Origin of the sequence: Methylosinus sp. LW4 (assembly GCF_000379125.1) — a bacterium.
In the GTDB taxonomy this organism is placed as follows: domain Bacteria; phylum Pseudomonadota; class Alphaproteobacteria; order Rhizobiales; family Beijerinckiaceae; genus Methylosinus.
Genome location: NZ_KB900626.1, coordinates 1,447,624 through 1,465,590 on the forward strand (window position 1 = coordinate 1,447,624; position 17,967 = coordinate 1,465,590).

Genomic DNA, 17,967 nt, shown 5'->3' on the forward strand with positions numbered 1-17,967 from the left:
ATGCTCGGGATCGATCTTTCTCTGACCTCGGCGGGAGTCGCCCTTTCTCAGGGCGTGCCTGCGGCGCCATTCGGCCCGGCGGACGCAGACCTCGTGCTCAATTTCGCGACGCAGCAATACTGGGCGCGTGGCGCGGGTTTCGTGGCGTTTTCCGACCTATTCACTTTTTCGCGCGCCAGCGCGGAGACTGTGACCGACGCCAATGGGGCGGTTTCCTACGTCGCAAACGACGTGCCCGCCATATCGAGCGCCGGCTATGGATCGACGTGGCCGGCGGCGACCAATTTGTTGCTGCATTCCGATGATTTGAGCACATCCCCATGGTCTACATTCTCGAGCGGGACGGGCTCCGTCGCGCGCGTGGCGGCCGCTGGCGTCGCGCCGGACGGGACGACAACCGCGGCAAAAATCACCGTAAATAGGAGCAACACGACCTCATATGCAGAGGCATATCAGCAGTTCACCGGGACTGTGGCCGTCTATACTGCGTCAATATGGGTCAAAGCGTTTAGCGCTGCCGATAAGGGCGGCCAAATAGCCCTCGCCATTTACGACGGGACAAACACAACCGCGACGCTCGTCATTTTGTCGGGCGCGTGGCAGCGGGTGTCCGTGAGTGCGACGATGGTCGCGTCGGCCTCGTGCCAGATTGTCGTAGGCTATACTCCGGCCCTCGGCAGCGGTGCGAGTAGCGTCTCGTTTTTGGCGTGGGGCGCGCAAGTCGAGTTGGGCGCTGCCGCAACGCCCTACATCCCGTCAAGCGCGTCTCAAGGGGCTCGCGCCGCTGTGTCGTGCGCTCCAAAGGCTCAACTCGCCTCGATGCTTTCCGGGGCTGCTGGCTCTGTGAGTCTGATTACCGGCTCGGGCCGACGATCGACCGCGGCGACGCTGCTCAAAGCCAACGGCGTATCCTTGCTCGGCGTGAGCGCCGCCAATCTCGCGACGACGGCGGCGGGGGCTACGCTCAACAGCAGCAATGTCGGCGCGTGGGCCTATCAAAACAATGTCGGTCTTGCCTGGGATGGCGCTGGCGGCGTGATCGCTCTCAACGGCACTGTAGCGGGCGATACGCAGTCGCGATCTCCACAGGCTCCATTTGCCTTCGCTGAGCAATGGGGGGGCGGCATAGATGCTCTTGTCGCGTGGAAGAAAAAGAAATCCAGCCCCCAATTCGGAGCTGTGATGAGCCCCGGTTTTATTCCGACCGGGACTTCTCATGATTTCACATCTCCAAATCCGATCTGGCCGACCACCGCATCCGTGCCGCCGTTTCGGGATTTCGGCAATTTTTCACCCTATGCATCTAACCCGATAACCGCAGCGAATACAGGCGCGTATAATTCCAATGGCGTAGGCAACCCATACGCGCGTGAGAATGCAAAAATAGGATCGACGTATTTCGCATTGACTCAAGCAGCCCCCTCGTCCGCTAATAACTGGATCAATTTGGCGCTCTATACGAGCACAAATCCGCCATTGTCCTGGACGCCGGCTGCGAGCAACCCGGCTATTACACATTCCGCCGGTCAATGGGATGACAATTATTTGCTACACCCGGATATTATTCCGTCGCCTCAAGGGGACGGGACGCTCTGGGCCTATTACAGTGCATGTTCCTCCGCCGGCCCGACGACCGGCGCGTGGGGCATTGGGCTGATAAAGTCGTCTGCGGATGGGCAGACGTGGACAAAATACGGGCTGGTCATTGGACCGTCCGCCAATGCATCCAACCCAGGACTGCCGACAGTCATAAAAATAGGCTCGACCTATTACCTGTATTGCTGCGACAATGGCAACGTCTCCACGAAGATCGTATATTTTACGTCGCCTGATGGCGTGACGTGGACATACGGCGGCGTCGCGCTCGGCGCGCCATCTGCCAATCAATGGGACCGCTACCGCAGCGGGATAATCGACCCCTGGATTTCGAAGAATAAGCACGGCTTCTATGAGATGACGTATTCGGCCATTTTTGGTTTTACCGAGCACGCATCTGGGCAGGAAATCGGATATGCGGTGTCCGCCGACGGCGTAAACTGGACCTATTATAACAACGGCCCGCTGTTTTATGGTCATGGCATATATTATACGGGCAACGTGTCGCTATTCGAAGTCCCCGGCGTTGGAGAATACTACCTATACACCGACGACTCTGGCGCTGGGTCGGCTTACGGCGCGGCGAAAACCGCGCCGGATTTCTGACGCAACTGCGCACGAGCTTGCCTCTTGTCAGAAGATGCCGCATCAATGGGAGTGAGAAGTGCCAACGAGGAGCGTGTTTCGTGAATTTTTATCCGATCTGGCCCTATTTCGTGACCATGGCGGCTATCCTGGCGATAATATCGAGCCCATTGTTTTGCGGTGCTGACGGTCTTCCTGGGACCAATATGCGAAGGCAAGAGGCATTGGATGGGATACGTGGATTTTTAGCATTTGGAGTGTTCTTCGGCCATGGCGCGTTATATCATCGTTACATAATCGACGGCAGTTGGGGTAAGGAGCCTGTATCTCCGGTTTATACGCTTTTGGCCGAGGGCGGAGTCGTATTGTTTTTTATGATTACCGGATATTTATTTTGGGGGAAATTACTCGATGACGGCGGCCGGCCAAACTGGATTAAGCTTTATATAGGACGACTATTCCGTATCGGCCCTCTATATTTGATAGCCATAGCTGCTATGGTGTTAATAGTTGGCGTAAAGACAGATTTTTTGTTGCGCGAAAATTTATCGGTTATTATCAAAGAGATTGGAGCTTGGTTGCTCTTGGGCGCGGTAGATGGACGAGACATTAACGGCTACAAGAATACGTGGCAGATACTTGCAGGCGTCACCTGGACGCTGGCGTTCGAGTGGAAATTTTATATAAGCCTTTTTGTATTAGCTATTTTTTCTAGGAATATTCTAGTTTCTATTTTACTTATTTCTGCAGCGATTACCGGAATTTTTGCATATCTGTCAACCGACGTAGATCCTATGGGAAGGCACAAAGAGCTTCAATGCATGATGTTCTTTCTTATTGGAATGATGGGGGCGTCACTTGAGCGAGCTAATATTTTAATTAGATTTAATAGTTACGTTCTCGACACTATAATATTAGGAATTATTGCGTATATATGGCTTGAGTTCACGACGGCTTACGCACCGTATCAGTGCATTCTGTTAGGTTTTGTCTTCTATATGATTTTGTCTGGAGCGACATTGTTTGGAATATTGTCGTCCACTCCGGCGCGCCGGTTAGGAAATATCAGTTTTGGAATTTATATTTTGCAGGGCATCGTTTTTGCGATTGTTTTTTCTTCTAAAAGAGTCTCTGATTTTGCTCAGATAGCTCCAATCAATCATTGGCTAGTGGTCGCTATGTGCGCAACATTGCTTGTATTTATTGCAGCGGCATTGCACGTTCTCGTTGAATTGCCAGGAATCGAAAACGGAAGACGTATCGCTAAAAAGCTGAGCGGTCGGCGCGAGATTGCCGCCGAAACGATAAAAGAAAGCGTCTAGGTTTTGGCGACCGCCGTGACCGCCCAGCGGATCACGGCGGTCGATATGGGCTAAAAGAGCCCCACACGCCCTAACATCGTTTGTGGGGGTGTGAACTCGTGCACGGAATGCATGAGTTTCCCCTGATCTCTCCCTGAAAGGCAAGACATGTCGACCATCTCCGCCGCCGCGGCTTCCGCGGGGTCTCTCGACGTGCGCGCGATTCAGCGGGCGCTCAACGCCAAGGGCGCGACAATCGCCGAAGATGGCGCGCTCGGCCCGGCAACGCGCGCGGCGATCTATGCCGCCGTGCAGGCCGCTCTCGGCGGTGTTGCGGCGCCGTGGAGCGCCGAGCGGCTGCTCATCGCCTATGAGCAGATCATGCTGCGCGACGCCGGACTCTATCGCGGCGCCATAGACGGACGCGCCGGCGCGGCGACGCGAGATGCGCTCGCCAAATGGAGCGCGACGCAGACGAGGCAGATCACTATCGTGCACGGCGCCTCGACAGCAGCGCGGGCGTTCGTCGGCGCAATCGATTGGGATGCGGCGATCTATGCCGTATGCCCGCGCGCGAAGGCGTCGATCGTCGATATGGTCGCGCTCCATGCGGATGAGCAATTCGCGCGATGGCGGCTGACGACGCCTTCGCGACAGGCGACGATCCTCGCGCATATCAGCGTCGAGACGAGCGGTTTCACGACGCTCGAAGAGAGCATGGACTATCGCGCACAGCGCATCGTCGAAGTCTGGCCGACGCGCTTCAAGAGCGTCTATGAGGCCATGCCTTTCGCGCATAATCCGAAGGCGCTCGCCAATAAGGTCTACAACGGCCGGCTCGGCAATCGCGTCGGCACGGATGACGGCTGGAATTTCCGCGGCCATGGAATGCTGCAGTCGACCGGCCGCGAAAAGGGCGAGATGCTCGCCAAGGAGCTCGGCGTCTCCGCCGAAGCTGTGCCGGACATGCTCGTCGCGCCGGACAGCGCGCTCGAATGCGCATGCGCGCTCTTCGTGCTGCTGAACGCCGTCGGGCCGGCTGACAGCGGCGATGTCGCTTTGCAGACGCGGCGCATCCAAGGCGGCGATGAAGGCCTCGCGGCGCGCGCCGCAGCGCGGCAGCGCTTCCTCGCAATTCTTCAAGCGCCCGAAAAACGCGCCGCGTGAGGCGCGCAATCTCGAAAGGAGTCCGTCATGGGCAAATTTCTCGAAGTCATCGTCCCGACTTTTGCCGCGGGAATCGCGCTCGCGCTCGCCATGTTTCGCATTGGCGACAACTATCCGCCCGCGCAGGCGCCGATCATGATCGCCGCTGCGGGTCTGGTCGCGCTCGTCGGCGTCAGAGTGTGGCGCGAGCGGAAAGAGGACCAAGAACTTCGCGAGTGCAAATGGGTTTGGCGCGATGAGCAAAAGGCCTATGTGCCTCGATATAATCTGCCGCTCGACTGCGATTGAGCGCTAATGCCGGACGATCGCGATGTGCTGCTGATCGTGGCGAGCGCATGCGCGGCGTTCGCTGCGATCTATCTCGTCAAGCTTCTCCCCGCCATCCTCTACGCCGTTCGCTTCGGCGTGCCGGAGTAGCGCGCAGTTCTCAACTGGCGCTCAACAACTGAAAGCTCTCACATGTCGAAAAATCTCAAGCGCGTGGCGCTCGCCGTGCTCGCATTCATCGCGTTCGTGCTGGTGTCGCCGCTGTTGAATGTCGCGTGGCTCGCCATCACCGGCCAGAGCTTCAACTGATCCTTAGACAATCATTTCGGTGATGTCACCGAAATGATCCCTTTCGCGCGCGCGGCGTCCCGGCGGGGCCGCGCACAATCGCGAATTGGCCTCCCGCCGATCATCATCGAAAGAATGGATCATGAAAGCACTGATCGCTCGCGCGAATAGCCCCTCCTCGGCCTTCGCGCTCTTCTTCGCCTCTCTGTTTGTCGCGCTGCTCCTCATCTATGGGCCGATCGTCGGCCTCGTCATCATCGGCGCCATGACCGCGCTCGCCGCGCTCATCTTCGCGCCGGAGATCGGCGCCTTCGTCGTTCGCATCGCCGAGACTGCGCATCGTTCGCGCGTGCGCATCATCGTCGGCACCGCGTGCTTCACGCTCGGCGTGCTGGCGCTGCTCGCCCTCGGCGGCGCGGCTCATGCGGCCGAGGCGGCGGCGTCGACGGCGAGCTCGCCCTCTGTCTCCATCCCCTGGGGCGATTGGCTCGCTGGCCTGCTAGCGACGAGCGGCTCGATCTTCCTCGCGGTGGTCTCGTGGGGCGTCAAAAGCTTTCTGCCCTCCTATGTGCGGACGTTTTTGACCAATGATGTGATCGCCAAGGCCGTGGACTATGCGCTCGCCAGCGTCGAGGGCGCGGTCCGCGGCAAGGAGGCTGATATCAAAGTTTCCAATGCAGTGATCTCGGCGGCGCTGGAATGGATCGTCGATTACGAGCCCAAAATTCAGAAATGGGCCGGCGACAATCTCGAGCCGCTGATCATCGCGCGGCTCTCGGCGCTCAATGTCATCCCGGCGACGGCCAGCGCCTCGACGCTGGGCGCGAGCTGACCCATGAGCGCCATCGCATCCGCGGTCGGCGCCATCCTCGCCAGCATCCTCGGAGCCGTCTTCGACGCGCTCCGAGGAAAGCGCCAGGACGAGGATCGCGTCGCCACCCACGAAGAAGCGGCGGTCGCCGAGGCCGCGGAGGAAACATCCGATGTGGTCGCAGAAATCGCCGATGCGCGTAGCGCTCTGCCTGGCGCTGCTGCCGATGCTCACGAGCTCGCTCTCCGGCTGCGCGCCCGCAAGACTGGCTCCGACGCTGGCAGTGCGGGCCACGAATAGCGCGCCGGCGGCGCGACGCGTGGAAATACAGCGCAAGCTCGCGCCGATATGTCCAGCGCCGCTGTCCGACGCGGCGCTCGATCGCGCGGCGGATTACGCCGAGGCGCATCCCGACAAAAGCGGGCTCGCGATCGTCAATGATCTTTCGCGCCTCGACGCCGAGGCGCGCGTGTGCCGGGGAATGAAGGTCAAGGGCTGAGGGGGAATCGGGGGAATGCCGAACGACGCCTATCATGTGGCGCCGATCATCGGATCGGCGGCGGGGGCCGGAGTGGCCGCCCTATTGTTCAATGGCCCATGGCCGCTGCGAGCCGTCGCCGGCGCGGCGGGCGGGGCCTTCGCCTTCGTCGGCACGCCGATCTTTGCGCCGCTGGTCGGCGCGGGGCTCGCCTGGGTCTATCGCGAGGTGGGGCTCGACCCGGAGATGATCCAGGCGGACGCTATCCCAGGATTCACGGGCTTCGTGCTCGGGCTGACGGGGATCGACTTTTGCCGCTGGATGATCGAGCGGACGAAATTCGGCCTGTCGATTATGAAAATCCCCTGGTTTCGCCGGCAATGACCGCCGCCCTCGCCGCCGAACTGGCCCAGATCAAGGACAGGCTGAACGCCTTGCTCGATCTCGACCCCGGCCCCGTCCTTCGCGCGCGGATCCTCGCCGCGCGCCAGGCGGTCGCGGCGGCGCGGGATGTGGCCTTTCTTGAGGAGCCGCGGCCAGCGGAGGCCGAGGCCTCGGGCGGCGATGTGCGCGACATGGGCGGCGTGACCTGAGTTCTTTGCGCTTTTTGCAAATCACAGCCCCGTCGGCCAAACGCCGGCGGGGCTTTTTGCGTCCGTCGGATGGCTTGCTCGGGATTATCCTCTCGTGATCCGCGCTCTCACCTCCTCGGGTTGGCGCCGCTCGACCTCCTCTCGGGCGGCGCGGCCGTCTGGGGCGTCGCCGGCTCCGCCGTTGAGCGGATGGCCATTCGGATCATGGTGATAGGCCGCCCAAAACCAGTGATCGTGCATCGGGCCGCCGACAATCCGATAGATGCGCCCATAGCTCCAGCCCGGCTCTTTCAGGACCCAGTCGTCTGGCGCGACCTCGATCGAGCCATCGAGGCGCGTGAAAGAGGTGCGGCGCCAGCGGAGCGGGGCAGGATCATCCATGGCGTCCAGCCTATCACAAAGCGGCCCCTGATTGGCCCCCGAATGACCGGAACCGAGCGCGAACATTCAGGGGCCGAGCGCAATAAATATGATTGGAAATCAATAGCATTGCGCAAGCGCACCTCGTTCGGGACGAGGGGGTCGGAGGTTCGAATCCTCTCACTCCGACCAAAATTTTCATAGATCTTCAAGGGTATAGCGACTCGGCCCGCGCCGAGCGCGCCATCATCCGCCGATGGTCGCGAGATAATTCCGCGACAGCGTCGGCAGATCGGCGCGGAACGCCGCCGCGAAAGCCGAGGCGAATCCTTTCCCCTCCTCCAGCCCCCGCAAAAGCGCGGCGAAGCCCGCCTCGTCCTGCGCCTTCAGCCAGGCCACGAACATCGCGGCTTGGCGAAAGGCCAGCCGCTGACGATAGACGAGATCGAATCGCGCGAAATTGTCGCCACGCTCCTCGGCGAAGGCGATGGACGAAAAATCCCGCCAGACGCCCTGCTCGCTCATGATGAGCGCATGTCCGTCGCGAATGCGCGCCCTCGCCTCCTCCTCGCTCATCTCCTCCGCGCCGGCGCCGCCCGAGATCATGACCGCGAGGCCTTCCACGAACCAGCTCGGCGGACGCTCCGCCCATAATCCCCGCCAGCCGAAGAAGTGGGCGTGCGAGAGCTCATGCGTCAGCACCGGCGCGAGGCGGGCGCTCTCCGCGCCGCAGAGGGTCGGCGAGAGCACGACGCGGCCGGACAAGGCGACTGCGGCGATGCGGGGATCGCCCGCGCCATTGGCCTTGGCGTAATTATCATAAGAGCCATAGACGCCGACGATGGGCGTTCTGGCGAAAGGGCGTCCATGCGCATCCTCGACACTGCGAATCGCCTCCGGCAGCATGCGGCCGACGATGGTGGCGCAGCCCTCGGCCGCCGGCTCGAAATGCACGGGCGAATCGGCGGCGAGCGCGGGCAGCCATTCGGGATCGTTGAGGGCGGCCAGCGCAAAATTCCACAGGCGCGGGGCCGCGCCGAGCGCGAGGCTGACGATGACCAGCAAGGTCAGCGAGAAAAAAGGTCTCATGACGAAAAATCCGCGCGGCGCGCCGCCTCTCGACGGCTGAACGCCAAATCGATCGCCGGCGCAAAAAAATATGCGCCGGAGCTTATTACAGGAAAGACGTCAGCGCGAGCCGATCGAGACCGGCGTCCAGCCGCCTGCCTCCATCTCCACGGCGAAGGAGACGCCGCGGGCAATGAGCTTGTTGCGGTCGGAAACGCCGGCGACGGGCGCGCGGTCCGATGTCGCGATCTCCGCGATCGGCGCGCCAGCCGGCGCCGTCTGGTCCGGCCGCGCCAGCCCGCTGATTCGGCCGGCGACCGGGGCGCGCACCGGCTCCTCGCCGATGAAGCCCAAAATCTCCTCCGCCTCGACGCGCTCCCCGATCGTCTTGCGCGCGGCGAGCGCGCCTTCCGACATCGCGATCACGTCCCAATAGTCGAGCGCGAGGCGATCCGCCTCGCGGCGGCTCGACGGCGCGTCTCCGGCGCGCAGCACGGCGCCCGGATCGAGACCATCGGTCTCGATGACGAGATCGCAATCGGCGCCGGCGACGAAGCCGGAGCCGACTCCGATCGTCAGCTCGGCCACATTGGCGATAGATCGGGCCGGGCGGCCGTCATGGTCCGGCGCGGAGATGATGACGTCCCAGGGCCAGCGCTCCACCACCTCGTCGAAAGGCCGCAGCAGAAGCGGCAGAAATTGCCGGGTCTGCATGCCGCAGAGAAATTCCGTCGGCCGGTCGGCGCGGCGCGCCTCGACGCCGCCCAGGGCGGCGACGCCGTCGAACCAGGCGTCGGCGTAGCACATGCGCCGCCGCAGCGCCCGCGGCGGCCGCTCCTGATGGAGCACGGTGGCGTAGCCTTCGCCGATCAGACGCCTCGCCACCGCCGAGGCCCTTTCCCCGACGCCGCAGACGAGGATGCAAAGCTCTTTGTTCATCGACCCTTCTCAGCCTCGACACGCCTGCGACGCATCGATATGTATCAGAATTATATATTGAAGCGCAACCGGCCCTGCCGCAGCGCACCCACCGCGCCGATCTCTCGGGATCTGAGGGATGCGAGACGCGGCGGCCTGCTGTATAGCAGAGCCTCCAGTGATCCTGCGCGCGCGAAATGACCCATACGCACACTCTCGCCGTCCGCGTCTATTACGAGGACACGGATTTCTCCGGTCTCGTCTACCACGCCTCTTATCTGCGCTTCATGGAGCGCGGCCGCACCGAGCTGCTGCGCGATCTCGGCCTCGGCCAGCGCGAGCTGCTGGAGGCGCAAGGCGGACTGTTCTTCGTCGTGCGCGCCTTGACGATCGATTTCCGCAAGCCCGCGCAAATGGACGATTCCCTCATCGTCGAGACGATCGTCCGCGAAGTGTCCGGCGCCTCCTTCGATCTCGACCAGCGCGTCATGCGAGGCGAGGAGCCGCTGGTTTCGGCCCAAGTGAGAATCGCCGCGGTCGAAGGCGGCCGGCCGCGCCGCATGCCGGCCGATGTGCGGGCGAAGTTCCTCTCCGTCGCCAGCCCGCGCGGCGCGTGACCTTTACGGTCCCTTAAGCCTTCCACTCATATTTTCCGATTGTGCGGCGCATCCAGGACAAAATCTCGGCGGATTCGCGCTCCATACCGCTCTTGCCCCACAGCCTTCGGCGCGGCGCTGCGGGAGCGAGCGCGACGTGATTGGCCTTTATCCGCGCCTCTAGTCCCGGCGCGGGCGGGAGCCGAGGATTTCCGCCGCTCGCCGCCAGAGTTTCGCCGCCGACCCCGCGACTTCCGAGGACGACTTTCATGAATCCAGCCGAAATCGCCGCCCCGCTCTCCGGCGCCGCCGCCGAGGTCTCCATCTGGGGCATGTTCTGGGGCGCGCATATCGTCGTCAAGCTGGTGATGGTCGGCCTGCTGCTGGCCTCGGTCTGGTGCTGGGCGATCATCGTCAACAAGGTTCTGCTGTTCTCGCGCACGCGCCGCGCCATGGACCGCTTCGAGGAAGTGTTCTGGTCCGGCTCCTCGCTCGAGGATCTCTACGCCAAGCTGCAGGAGCGCCCTGCGGCCGGCATGGGCAGCCTGTTCATCGCCGCCATGCGCGAGTGGAAGCGCTCCTTCCAGAACGCCGGCGCCTCCTTCATGGGACTGCAGGCGCGCATCGACAAAGTGCTGGACGTCTCCATCGCCCGCGAGGTCGAGAAGCTCGAATCCAATCTCCTGGTGCTGGCGACGGTCGCCTCGGCCGGCCCCTTCGTCGGACTGTTCGGCACGGTCTGGGGCATTATGACCTCCTTCCGCTCCATCGCCGCCTCCAAGAACACCTCGCTCGCGGTCGTCGCGCCCGGCATTGCGGAGGCGCTGCTCGCCACCGCCATCGGCCTCTTCGCCGCCATTCCGGCGCTGGTCGCCTATAACAAGCTGCAGGGCGACGTCGCCCGCACGCAGGCGCGGCTCGAGAGCTTCGCCGACGAATTCTCCGCCATTCTGTCGCGCCAGATCGATCAGCACGCCGGCCAGTCCGGCCGCGATCGCGCGGCCTGAGCGGGAGCGCCGGAAATGGGAGCGTCGGTCGCCGCAGGACGCAAGGGCTCGGGACGCCGCCGGCGCGGAACGCCGCGCTACGGCGCCATGGCCGAGATCAATATGACGCCCTTCATCGACGTGATGCTGGTGCTGCTCATCATCTTCATGGTGGCGGCGCCCCTGCTCGCCACTGGCGTCGCCGTCGACCTGCCGCAGACCAAGGCCGGGCCGCTCAATATCGATCAGAAGCCGCTGTCCATCGCCGTGGACGACAAGGGGCAGATCTTTCTGATGGATCAGCCGATCGAGATCGGCCAGCTGCTCGACCGTCTGAAGGAGACCGCCAAAGCGGGCTTCGACGAGCGCATCTATATGCGCGCTTCGAAGACGGTGAATTACGGCCGCGTCGCCGAGATCATGTCGATGGTGACGAGCGCCGGCTACAAGAAGGTCGCTCTCGTGACCGAAGTGGACAAGAAGTGAGGGGAAGCGTTGAAGCCCTCGCGTTCCGAACCTGGCCTCATCGTATCGGCCGCCGTCCATGCCGGACTGCTGCTGGCGACGCTCATCGCCTTTTCGGACACGAAGAAATTCGATGATGCGCAGGAGACCGTGCCGGTCGATATCGTCACGGATGCGCAGCTCAATCAGGTGATGAAGGGCGAGAAGGCCGCCAAGGAGATCAAGCCCGTTCAGCGCGCCGACAAGATCGCCGAGCAGCACGAGACCAAGCCGCTGCCGCCGCTCGCCGAGGCCAAGAAGGACGTCGCCGCCCCGCCCCCGCCGCTGAAGCCGCGGCTCGAGGAGCCGGAGGACAAGCCCGAAGCCCCGCCTCCTCCCAAGCGGGTCGCCGCTCTGCCGCCGACGCCTGAGCCGCCGCTCCGCCCGACCCCGCCCAAGCCGGAACCGCCGAAGCCGCAGCCGGCCAAGGCGGAGCCTCCCAAGCCCGAGCCCCCCAAGCCGGAACGCGCCAAGCCTGCGCCGACGCCGCCCGAGCGCGAGGAGCCGGAAGAGGCCGAGGTGGTGAAGCCCAAGCCCCCCGTGCGTCCGAAGCCCGAGAAGGAGGCCAAGGAGACGCCGCAGCCTCCCGAGAAGCCGAAGCCCAAGGAAGAGCCCAGGAAGGACGAGCCCAAGAAGGAAGAGGCCAAGAAGGAAGAGGCCAAGCCGAAGGAGCCGGCGACCAAGCAATTGAAGGTCGATGAGGTGGCCAAGCTCCTCGAGAAGAAGAAGGCCGCCGAAAAGGGCGCGCCGAGCGACTCCGACGAGAAGAAGAAATCCGACAAGCCGCCGGCCAAGCCGAAATCCGGCGACGAGGCCGCGCCCAAATCGAAATTCGACGCGGCCAATATCGCCAATCTCTTGAGCCATGAGGCGCCGCAACGCCGCGCCGCGACCGGCGCCGATCTCACCAAGACCGCCTCGCTCGGCGCGCCGACGGCGAGCGCGCCGCGCATGTCGCCGACGCTGCAAGCGCAGATCGACGCCTATACGGTCGATCACTATCGCCGCTGCTGGCAAGCGGCGCTGTCGATCAATGCGCAGAGCTATGTGCCGCGTGTGGAATTCCGCCTGTCGCGGGAGGGCGCGCTGGAGGGCGCGCCGCGCCTGCTCAACCCCTCCTCCGATCCCGTCGAGCACAGCCGCGGCGAGCAGGCGCTCGGCGCCGTGCGCCGCTGCAGCCCCATGCCGATTCCGGCCGCCTTCGCGCCCTATTACGATTATTGGCGCGTCACGGAATTGGACATGAGGGAGGATATGTAGCGACGGTCATTCTCTTCGCCTTCGAAAATTCGAAAACGCCCAGGACCACCCTCTCATGACGTTTCACATCGACCGCCGCTCGGCCGTCCATATTCTCGCCGGCGCGACCCTCTCGCCTCTCCTCGCCGCGCCGGCGCGCGCGGCGCGCGTGCTCGATCTGCGCGCGGGCGGCGGCTTTCAGCCGGTCTCCGTCGCGGTGACGAATTTCTCGGGCGACGAGGCGGCGCGCATAGTGACGAGCGTCGTCGTCAATAATTTCAAGCGCTCGGTCTTTCTGCGCCCCATAGAGCCGGGCGCCGTCCCGGAGCCCGCCGGCTCCGAGGCCACGCCCAATCTCGATCTCTTCCGCACGCTCAATGCGCAATATGTCGTCACCGGCCGCTCGCAACGCAGCCCGGACGGACGGCTCAAAACAGAGTTCCGCCTCTTCGACGTCTCCACCGGCGAGCAGGCGGCGGGCCAGCAATATGTCACCGATTCCGCCAATATGCGCCGCGTCGCGCATCTCGTCTCGGATGCGGTGTTCACGCGCATCACCGGCGAGAAGGGGTTCTTCGACACGCGCGTGGTCTTCGTCGACGAGAGCGGTCCGAAGGAGCATCGCCGCAAGCGCCTCGCCATAATGGATCAGGACGGCGCCAATGTGCGCTATCTGACTCGCGGCGAGGAGCTCGTCGTCACGCCGCGCTTCTCGCCCTCCTCGCAGGACGTCACCTACATGTCCTTCGGCTCCGCCGATCCGAAGGTGCTGCTGCTGAACATAGAAAGCGGCCAGCGCGAGGTGGTCGGCAATTTTCCTGGCATGACCTTCTCGCCGCGTTTCTCGCCGGACGGGCAGAAGATCGTGATGTCGCTGTCGCAGGGCGCCGCCACCAATCTCTACGCCATGGATTTGCGCTCGCGCACGACGACGCGGCTCACCGACACCAACGCCATCGACACCTCGCCCTCCTATTCGCCGAGCGGCGGCGAGATCGTCTTCGAATCCGACCGCGGCGGCTCGCAGCAGATTTACGTGATGGGCGCGGGCGGCGGCGGCGCGCGTCGCATCTCCTTCGGCCAGGGCCATTATTCGACGCCGGTATGGTCGCCCAAGGGCGATTACATCGCCTTCACCAAGCAATCCTCCGGCTCCTTCGGCATTGGCGTGATGAAGCCGGACGGCTCCGGCGAGCGCATCCTCACCGAGGGCTTTCACAACGAAGGCCCGACCTGGGCGCCGAATGGGCTGTTCCTGATGTTCTTCCGCGATTCCGGAGGCAGCGGCGGCGCGAAGATTTTCATGGTCGATATTTTTGGCCGCTCGGAATTCCCCGTGCCGACGCCGTCCTACGCGTCCGATCCGTCGTGGGGGCCGTTGCAGGAATGAAGCGTCCCGGAAGGCTCGTCGAGGATAGCAATGCAAGCGATTTCCCGAGAGAAGGCGCTCGCGGTCGCCGACGCTTTGTTTGCGTCGCGATATGCTGGCGCGAGCTTCTGCATCGCCGCAGGCTCCGTTATACGCGGGAGCGGCGCGCCTTGGTCTGATCTCGATCTCGTTGTCATCTTCGATTCCCTCGAATCGGCGTGGCGCGAATCATTCTGGTTCGACGGCGTTCCGATCGAAGCTTTCGTCCATGACCTGGAGACGATCCAAGCCTTTCTCGACGACGATCACGCTGCGGCTCACGCCGCGATGATCGACATGGTGGCGACGGGCGTGAGCATTCCCGTCGAAAGCGAACGCTCGCTTGCCCTGAAGAACTATGCGCGAGGACTGCTCGTCAATGGACCCGATAAGCTGGACGAGGCGGCGATCGACGATCTGCGATATTCGATCAGCGATCTCGTCGACGATCTGCGCGGAGACCGGCCGATACACGAGCAAAGGTCGATCTTATACGCGCTCTATCAGAAAATGGGCGAACTGCGGCTGAGACGGTCGACACGCTTCTCTGCATCCGGCAAGCATCTCGCGAGGTCTCTGCGCGAGTGTGACTCGGGCTTCGCAGAACGGCTGGAAGGCGTCGTGGCTCAAGCCCACGTTCATGGCGCATCGAGTGAAAGTGTCGCTGAGCTTCTACGACTGCTCGATCAGCTGGGCGGCCATTTGTTCGATGGCTATCGCCGCTCGGCGCCGCGCGAAAAGAGAAAACGGCCGGCTTGGCTCGCCTGACGCCCCCGACTAGTCGCATCGCGCATCGGTAACCCCGCCGATCAAATTGGCGGACAGCAGCAATTCCGTCGAAATGTCCCCGCCAACGGCGCGCAGCCGCACGCCAGCGGCCATCGCCTCGCTCAGCGCCCGCCGCGCCGCGACGGCCTGCTCGATCGATACCGCGGCAAAGGAGAACGCATCCCCCGGCCGCCGCTGCGCGAGACGGCCGATATCGGCGCCGATGACATTGGCGATCTTCGGATAGCCGCCGGTCGGCTGGCGATCGGCCATCAGCACGAGCGGCGCGCCGTCGCCCGGAACCTGGATCGCGCCGAGCGCCACGCCATCCGAGACAATGTCATGCCCTTTCGCGTGGGAAAGGCGCGCGCCCTCCAGCCGATAGGCCATGCGGTCGCTGCGCTGCCCCACCCGCCACCGCGCCGATAAAAATTCGTCGATCGCATCTTGCGAAAAATAATCCGTCTGCGGTCCGAGCACGGCGCGGATCGGCTCCTTCCCAGCGGCGAGCCAGGGCGCCTCGAGCGCCTGCAATTCTCGCGGCGGCGGGGCGAGATCGGCGAGCGGCAGAACATCGCCGGCGCGCAATCCCCGCCCCTCGAGCCCGCCCATGAAAGCGCGCGCATGGGTGGCGAGCGAGCCCAGAGTCGGCGGCAGATCGATGCGGCCGGCGATGGCGACATAGCACCACGCCCCGCTTCGCCCCGCCCGGATGACGAGACGCGCGCCGGGCTCCAGCGCGAGAGCGCAAGCGGCGGGAAGCGGCGCGCCATCGAGGCGAATATCGAACGCGCCGCCGGCGATGGCGAGGCCGATCGTCTCGCCTTCCGCCGTCAGCTCCGTTCCGCCGAGCGAGACCTCGATCGCCGCTGCGCCCATAGCGGCTCCCGCCGCGAGATTGGCGGCGGCGAAGGCGCTGGCGTCCATCGGCCCGGCCGGCGTGACGCCGAAGCGCAGGCTGCCGCGCCGCCCGGCGTCTTGCAGAGTGACGCCCGGCCCCGCCGCGCGAATAATCAGCCGCGCGCTCATGCGGAGGCCTCGCGCCGCGCGATCATCTCGCCGCGCGCGCTTTTCTCCTCGAGCGCGCGAAATGTCACTTCGTCGATCGGCTCGAAACGCAGCGCATCGCCGACCTCGACAAAAAAAGAGGGATTACGACTCGGCGCGAAGAGCCGCTCGGGCGTGCGGCCGAGCACATACCAGCCGGTCGGCATGGGATCGGCGCCGATGAGCGAGAGGCCGCCGCCGATGAGCACGGCGCCGCGCGGCGTCGGCCCGCGCGGGGAGGCGCGGCGCGGAACGGCGAGCGCCGAAGGCAGGCCGCCGAGATAGCACCAGCCCGGCGCGAAGCCATACATATAGGCGCGAAAATCGGCTCCCGAATGAAGCTCCACAATACGCTCGGGCGAAAGCGACAAGGCTTCGCCCGCCGCCGCCAAATCCTCGCCATGCGGGGGCGCGTAGCAGCAGGGAATGACCCAGCGGACGCCCGGCGCGGCGCTCTCCTGCGCCGCTCTCTCCAGCGCCTCGACATGAGCGACGAGCGCGGCGCGGGCGAGCGCCAGCGGATCGTAATGAATCATCAGCGAGCGATAGGTCGGAACCGTCTCGAGGATTCCAGTGAGCGGCGCGGCGCGCAGAGCAGCGTCGAGCGCAAGCACCTCGGCGCTGATCGCGGGATCGACGCTGTCGCCCAACTCGACCACCAGCGCCGCCTCGCCGGCGTCGAGACAACGCGGCGCGTCGTAACGCATCGCCTCATGTCTCCGAGGGCGCGAAGGGCAGAAGCTGATAGCCTGCGCGCTCCAGCGCCGCACGCAGGCGCCGCGTCATATCGACGGCGTGCGACGTGTCGCCATGCACGCAGATGGAGTCGATCGGCGTCGGCAGACGCTTGCCGCTCTCGGTGACGATCGCCTGCTCCTCGAGCATGGCCAACGCGCGCGCCGCAGCCCAGTCCGGGTCGTCGATCACGGCGCCCTTCTGGCCGCGCGGCTTCAGCCGTCCGTCATCGAGATAGGCGCGATCGGCGAACACCTCATGCGCGATGGCGACGCCGGCGTGCTCGGCCGCCGCCACCTGCTCGCTGCAGGCGATGGCCAGCAGAGTGAGGCTGGCGTCGACGGCGCGCGTCGCCTGCGCCACGGCGAGCGCGATCTCCGGCTCGACCTCCGCGACATTGGCGAGCGCGCCATGGCATTTCACATAAGTGAGGCGATGGCCGCTGTATTGCGCGAGCGCCTGCGCCGCGCCGATCTGATAGGCGACGAGACGCTCCACCTCCGAGGCGGAATAGGGAATGCGCCGGCGGCCGAAGCCCGCGAGATCGGGAAAGGACACATGCGCGCCAATGGCGACGCCGCGCGCCTTCGCCAGCGTGAAGCAGCGCGCCATTATGTCGGGGTCGCCGGCATGATAGCCGCAGGCGACATTGGCGGAGGTGACGAGATCGAGCATGGCCTCGTCGTCGCCCATGCGCCAGGCTCCGAATCCTTCCCCGAGATCGGCGTTGAGATCGACTGTCACTGTCCCCCGGCTCCCTCGCGCGGCGCATCCTCGGCGATATCCTCGTTCCAGATGGACGGATTGGCCGCGATATAGTCTCGCATCAATTCCCGGCAACGCGCATCGTCGAGCAGGATCACCTCGACGCCATGGTCGCGGAGAAACTGCTCATTGCCGCCGAAATTCCTGTTCTCGCCGACGATGACGCGCGGAATCTTGAACTGCACGATCGTCCCCGCGCACATCATGCAGGGAGAGAGCGTCGTGTAGAGCGTCGTCTCGCGATAGGAGGCGCGGCGTCCGGCGTCGCGCAGGCAATCCATCTCGCCATGCAGAATCGGATCGCCCTGCTGCACGCGGCGATTATGGCCGCGGCCGAGTATGCGGTCCCCTTCGGCGAGAACGGAGCCGATCGGCAGGCCGCCCTCGTCGAAGCTCTTCTTCGCCAAGCGAAACGCCTCATCCATGCAGACGATATCCGACGCTCTCATCGAAATCCCCTTTCCGGCCCGGCGCCGGCGGGGCCTCG

23 protein-coding genes and 1 tRNA gene are annotated in these 17,967 nt (G+C 64.1%); 17 read left to right on the forward strand and 7 right to left on the reverse strand.

Going from position 1 to position 17,967, the window contains the following annotated elements; all coding sequences use genetic code 11:
• The 10 genes from METLW4_RS0107400 to METLW4_RS0107450 all read left to right on the forward strand — a co-directional run bounded on the left by METLW4_RS0107400 (position 1) and on the right by METLW4_RS0107450 (position 7,086).
• Entirely contained in the window at positions 1–2,202 is a 2,202-nt protein-coding gene (locus METLW4_RS0107400; RefSeq protein ID WP_043331766.1) for a phage head spike fiber domain-containing protein, read from the forward strand.
• Between the two features lie 80 nt (positions 2,203–2,282).
• Entirely contained in the window at positions 2,283–3,503 is a 1,221-nt protein-coding gene (locus METLW4_RS27000; RefSeq protein ID WP_157234972.1) for an acyltransferase family protein, read from the forward strand.
• Between the two features lie 147 nt (positions 3,504–3,650).
• Positions 3,651–4,649 (forward strand): hypothetical protein, encoded by a 999-nt coding sequence (locus tag METLW4_RS24315; RefSeq protein ID WP_018265570.1) that lies wholly within the window; start codon positions 3,651–3,653, stop codon positions 4,647–4,649.
• Positions 4,650–4,676: 27 nt separating this feature from the next.
• Positions 4,677–4,937, forward strand: a complete 261-nt coding sequence (locus tag METLW4_RS0107410; protein WP_018265571.1) for a hypothetical protein — start codon at positions 4,677–4,679, stop codon at positions 4,935–4,937.
• A gap of 6 nt (positions 4,938–4,943) precedes the next feature.
• Positions 4,944–5,066 carry a hypothetical protein gene (locus METLW4_RS28755; RefSeq protein WP_018265572.1) on the forward strand — a complete coding sequence of 41 codons (123 nt, stop codon included), beginning with the start codon at positions 4,944–4,946 and terminating at the stop codon, positions 5,064–5,066.
• 280 nt (positions 5,067–5,346) lie between these two features.
• Entirely contained in the window at positions 5,347–6,036 is a 690-nt protein-coding gene (locus METLW4_RS0107430; protein ID WP_018265575.1) for a hypothetical protein, read from the forward strand.
• Between the two features lie 3 nt (positions 6,037–6,039).
• Positions 6,040–6,315 carry a hypothetical protein gene (locus METLW4_RS0107435; RefSeq protein ID WP_018265576.1) on the forward strand — a complete coding sequence of 92 codons (276 nt, stop codon included), beginning with the start codon at positions 6,040–6,042 and terminating at the stop codon, positions 6,313–6,315.
• Positions 6,316–6,334: 19 nt separating this feature from the next.
• On the forward strand, positions 6,335–6,514 hold the full coding sequence (locus METLW4_RS0107440) for a hypothetical protein (protein WP_157234974.1): 180 nt from the start codon (positions 6,335–6,337) through the stop codon (positions 6,512–6,514).
• A 15-nt stretch (positions 6,515–6,529) separates the two neighbouring features.
• Positions 6,530–6,877 carry a hypothetical protein gene (locus METLW4_RS0107445; RefSeq protein ID WP_018265578.1) on the forward strand — a complete coding sequence of 116 codons (348 nt, stop codon included), beginning with the start codon at positions 6,530–6,532 and terminating at the stop codon, positions 6,875–6,877.
• A complete protein-coding gene (locus tag METLW4_RS0107450; protein ID WP_018265579.1) occupies positions 6,874–7,086 on the forward strand; it encodes a hypothetical protein in 213 nt (70 codons plus the stop codon). Before METLW4_RS0107445 ends, METLW4_RS0107450 begins: the two co-directional genes overlap by 4 nt.
• A gap of 84 nt (positions 7,087–7,170) precedes the next feature.
• On the opposite strand, the gene METLW4_RS0107455 is transcribed toward METLW4_RS0107450, so the two are convergent.
• Positions 7,171–7,467, reverse strand: coding sequence for a hypothetical protein (locus tag METLW4_RS0107455; protein WP_018265580.1), 297 nt, complete (start codon positions 7,465–7,467; stop codon positions 7,171–7,173).
• Between the two features lie 69 nt (positions 7,468–7,536).
• Between METLW4_RS0107455 and METLW4_RS27710 the strand changes: the two genes are divergently transcribed.
• Positions 7,537–7,634, forward strand: a tRNA-Pro gene (locus METLW4_RS27710).
• A 58-nt stretch (positions 7,635–7,692) separates the two neighbouring features.
• Here the strand turns inward: METLW4_RS27710 and METLW4_RS24320 are convergent.
• Together METLW4_RS24320 and METLW4_RS0107465 are read right to left on the reverse strand one after the other, a co-directional pair.
• Positions 7,693–8,535 (reverse strand): hypothetical protein, encoded by an 843-nt coding sequence (locus tag METLW4_RS24320; protein WP_018265581.1) that lies wholly within the window; start codon positions 8,533–8,535, stop codon positions 7,693–7,695.
• A gap of 99 nt (positions 8,536–8,634) precedes the next feature.
• Positions 8,635–9,453 (reverse strand): hypothetical protein, encoded by an 819-nt coding sequence (locus tag METLW4_RS0107465; RefSeq protein ID WP_018265582.1) that lies wholly within the window; start codon positions 9,451–9,453, stop codon positions 8,635–8,637.
• 176 nt (positions 9,454–9,629) lie between these two features.
• Here METLW4_RS0107465 and ybgC point away from each other — a divergent pair, with 176 nt between their 5' ends.
• The 6 genes from ybgC (at position 9,630) to METLW4_RS27715 (ending at position 14,933) form a co-directional block, all read left to right on the forward strand.
• Complete coding sequence (gene ybgC / locus METLW4_RS0107470) at positions 9,630–10,049, forward strand: tol-pal system-associated acyl-CoA thioesterase (protein WP_018265583.1); 420 nt, start codon at positions 9,630–9,632, stop codon at positions 10,047–10,049.
• Between the two features lie 248 nt (positions 10,050–10,297).
• The gene (tolQ, locus tag METLW4_RS0107480; RefSeq protein ID WP_018265585.1) at positions 10,298–11,035 is read left to right on the forward strand and encodes a protein TolQ; all 738 of its coding nucleotides are present in this window, start codon (positions 10,298–10,300) and stop codon (positions 11,033–11,035) included.
• Positions 11,036–11,050: 15 nt separating this feature from the next.
• Positions 11,051–11,500 carry an ExbD/TolR family protein gene (locus METLW4_RS0107485; protein ID WP_018265586.1) on the forward strand — a complete coding sequence of 150 codons (450 nt, stop codon included), beginning with the start codon at positions 11,051–11,053 and terminating at the stop codon, positions 11,498–11,500.
• A gap of 9 nt (positions 11,501–11,509) precedes the next feature.
• Complete coding sequence (locus METLW4_RS0107490; protein WP_026191332.1) at positions 11,510–12,778, forward strand: hypothetical protein; 1,269 nt, start codon at positions 11,510–11,512, stop codon at positions 12,776–12,778.
• 55 nt (positions 12,779–12,833) lie between these two features.
• Entirely contained in the window at positions 12,834–14,147 is a 1,314-nt protein-coding gene (tolB, locus tag METLW4_RS0107495; protein WP_018265587.1) for a Tol-Pal system beta propeller repeat protein TolB, read from the forward strand.
• A 306-nt stretch (positions 14,148–14,453) separates the two neighbouring features.
• Positions 14,454–14,933, forward strand: coding sequence for a hypothetical protein (locus METLW4_RS27715; RefSeq protein ID WP_157234976.1), 480 nt, complete (start codon positions 14,454–14,456; stop codon positions 14,931–14,933).
• Positions 14,934–14,942: 9 nt separating this feature from the next.
• Here the strand turns inward: METLW4_RS27715 and METLW4_RS0107505 are convergent, their stop codons facing one another.
• The 4 genes from METLW4_RS0107505 to METLW4_RS0107520 are packed head-to-tail and all read right to left on the reverse strand — an operon-like array spanning position 14,943 to position 17,929.
• Entirely contained in the window at positions 14,943–15,962 is a 1,020-nt protein-coding gene (locus tag METLW4_RS0107505) for a biotin-dependent carboxyltransferase family protein (RefSeq protein WP_018265589.1), read from the reverse strand.
• On the reverse strand, positions 15,959–16,687 hold the full coding sequence (locus METLW4_RS0107510; protein WP_018265590.1) for a 5-oxoprolinase subunit B family protein: 729 nt from the start codon (positions 16,685–16,687) through the stop codon (positions 15,959–15,961). Before METLW4_RS0107510 ends, METLW4_RS0107505 begins: the two co-directional genes overlap by 4 nt.
• A 4-nt stretch (positions 16,688–16,691) precedes the next feature.
• A complete protein-coding gene (locus METLW4_RS0107515; protein WP_018265591.1) occupies positions 16,692–17,459 on the reverse strand; it encodes a LamB/YcsF family protein in 768 nt (255 codons plus the stop codon).
• Complete coding sequence (locus METLW4_RS0107520; protein WP_026191333.1) at positions 17,456–17,929, reverse strand: nucleoside deaminase; 474 nt, start codon at positions 17,927–17,929, stop codon at positions 17,456–17,458. The genes METLW4_RS0107515 and METLW4_RS0107520 overlap by 4 nt, the downstream gene beginning before the upstream one ends.
• Positions 17,930–17,967: the final 38 nt, after the last annotated feature.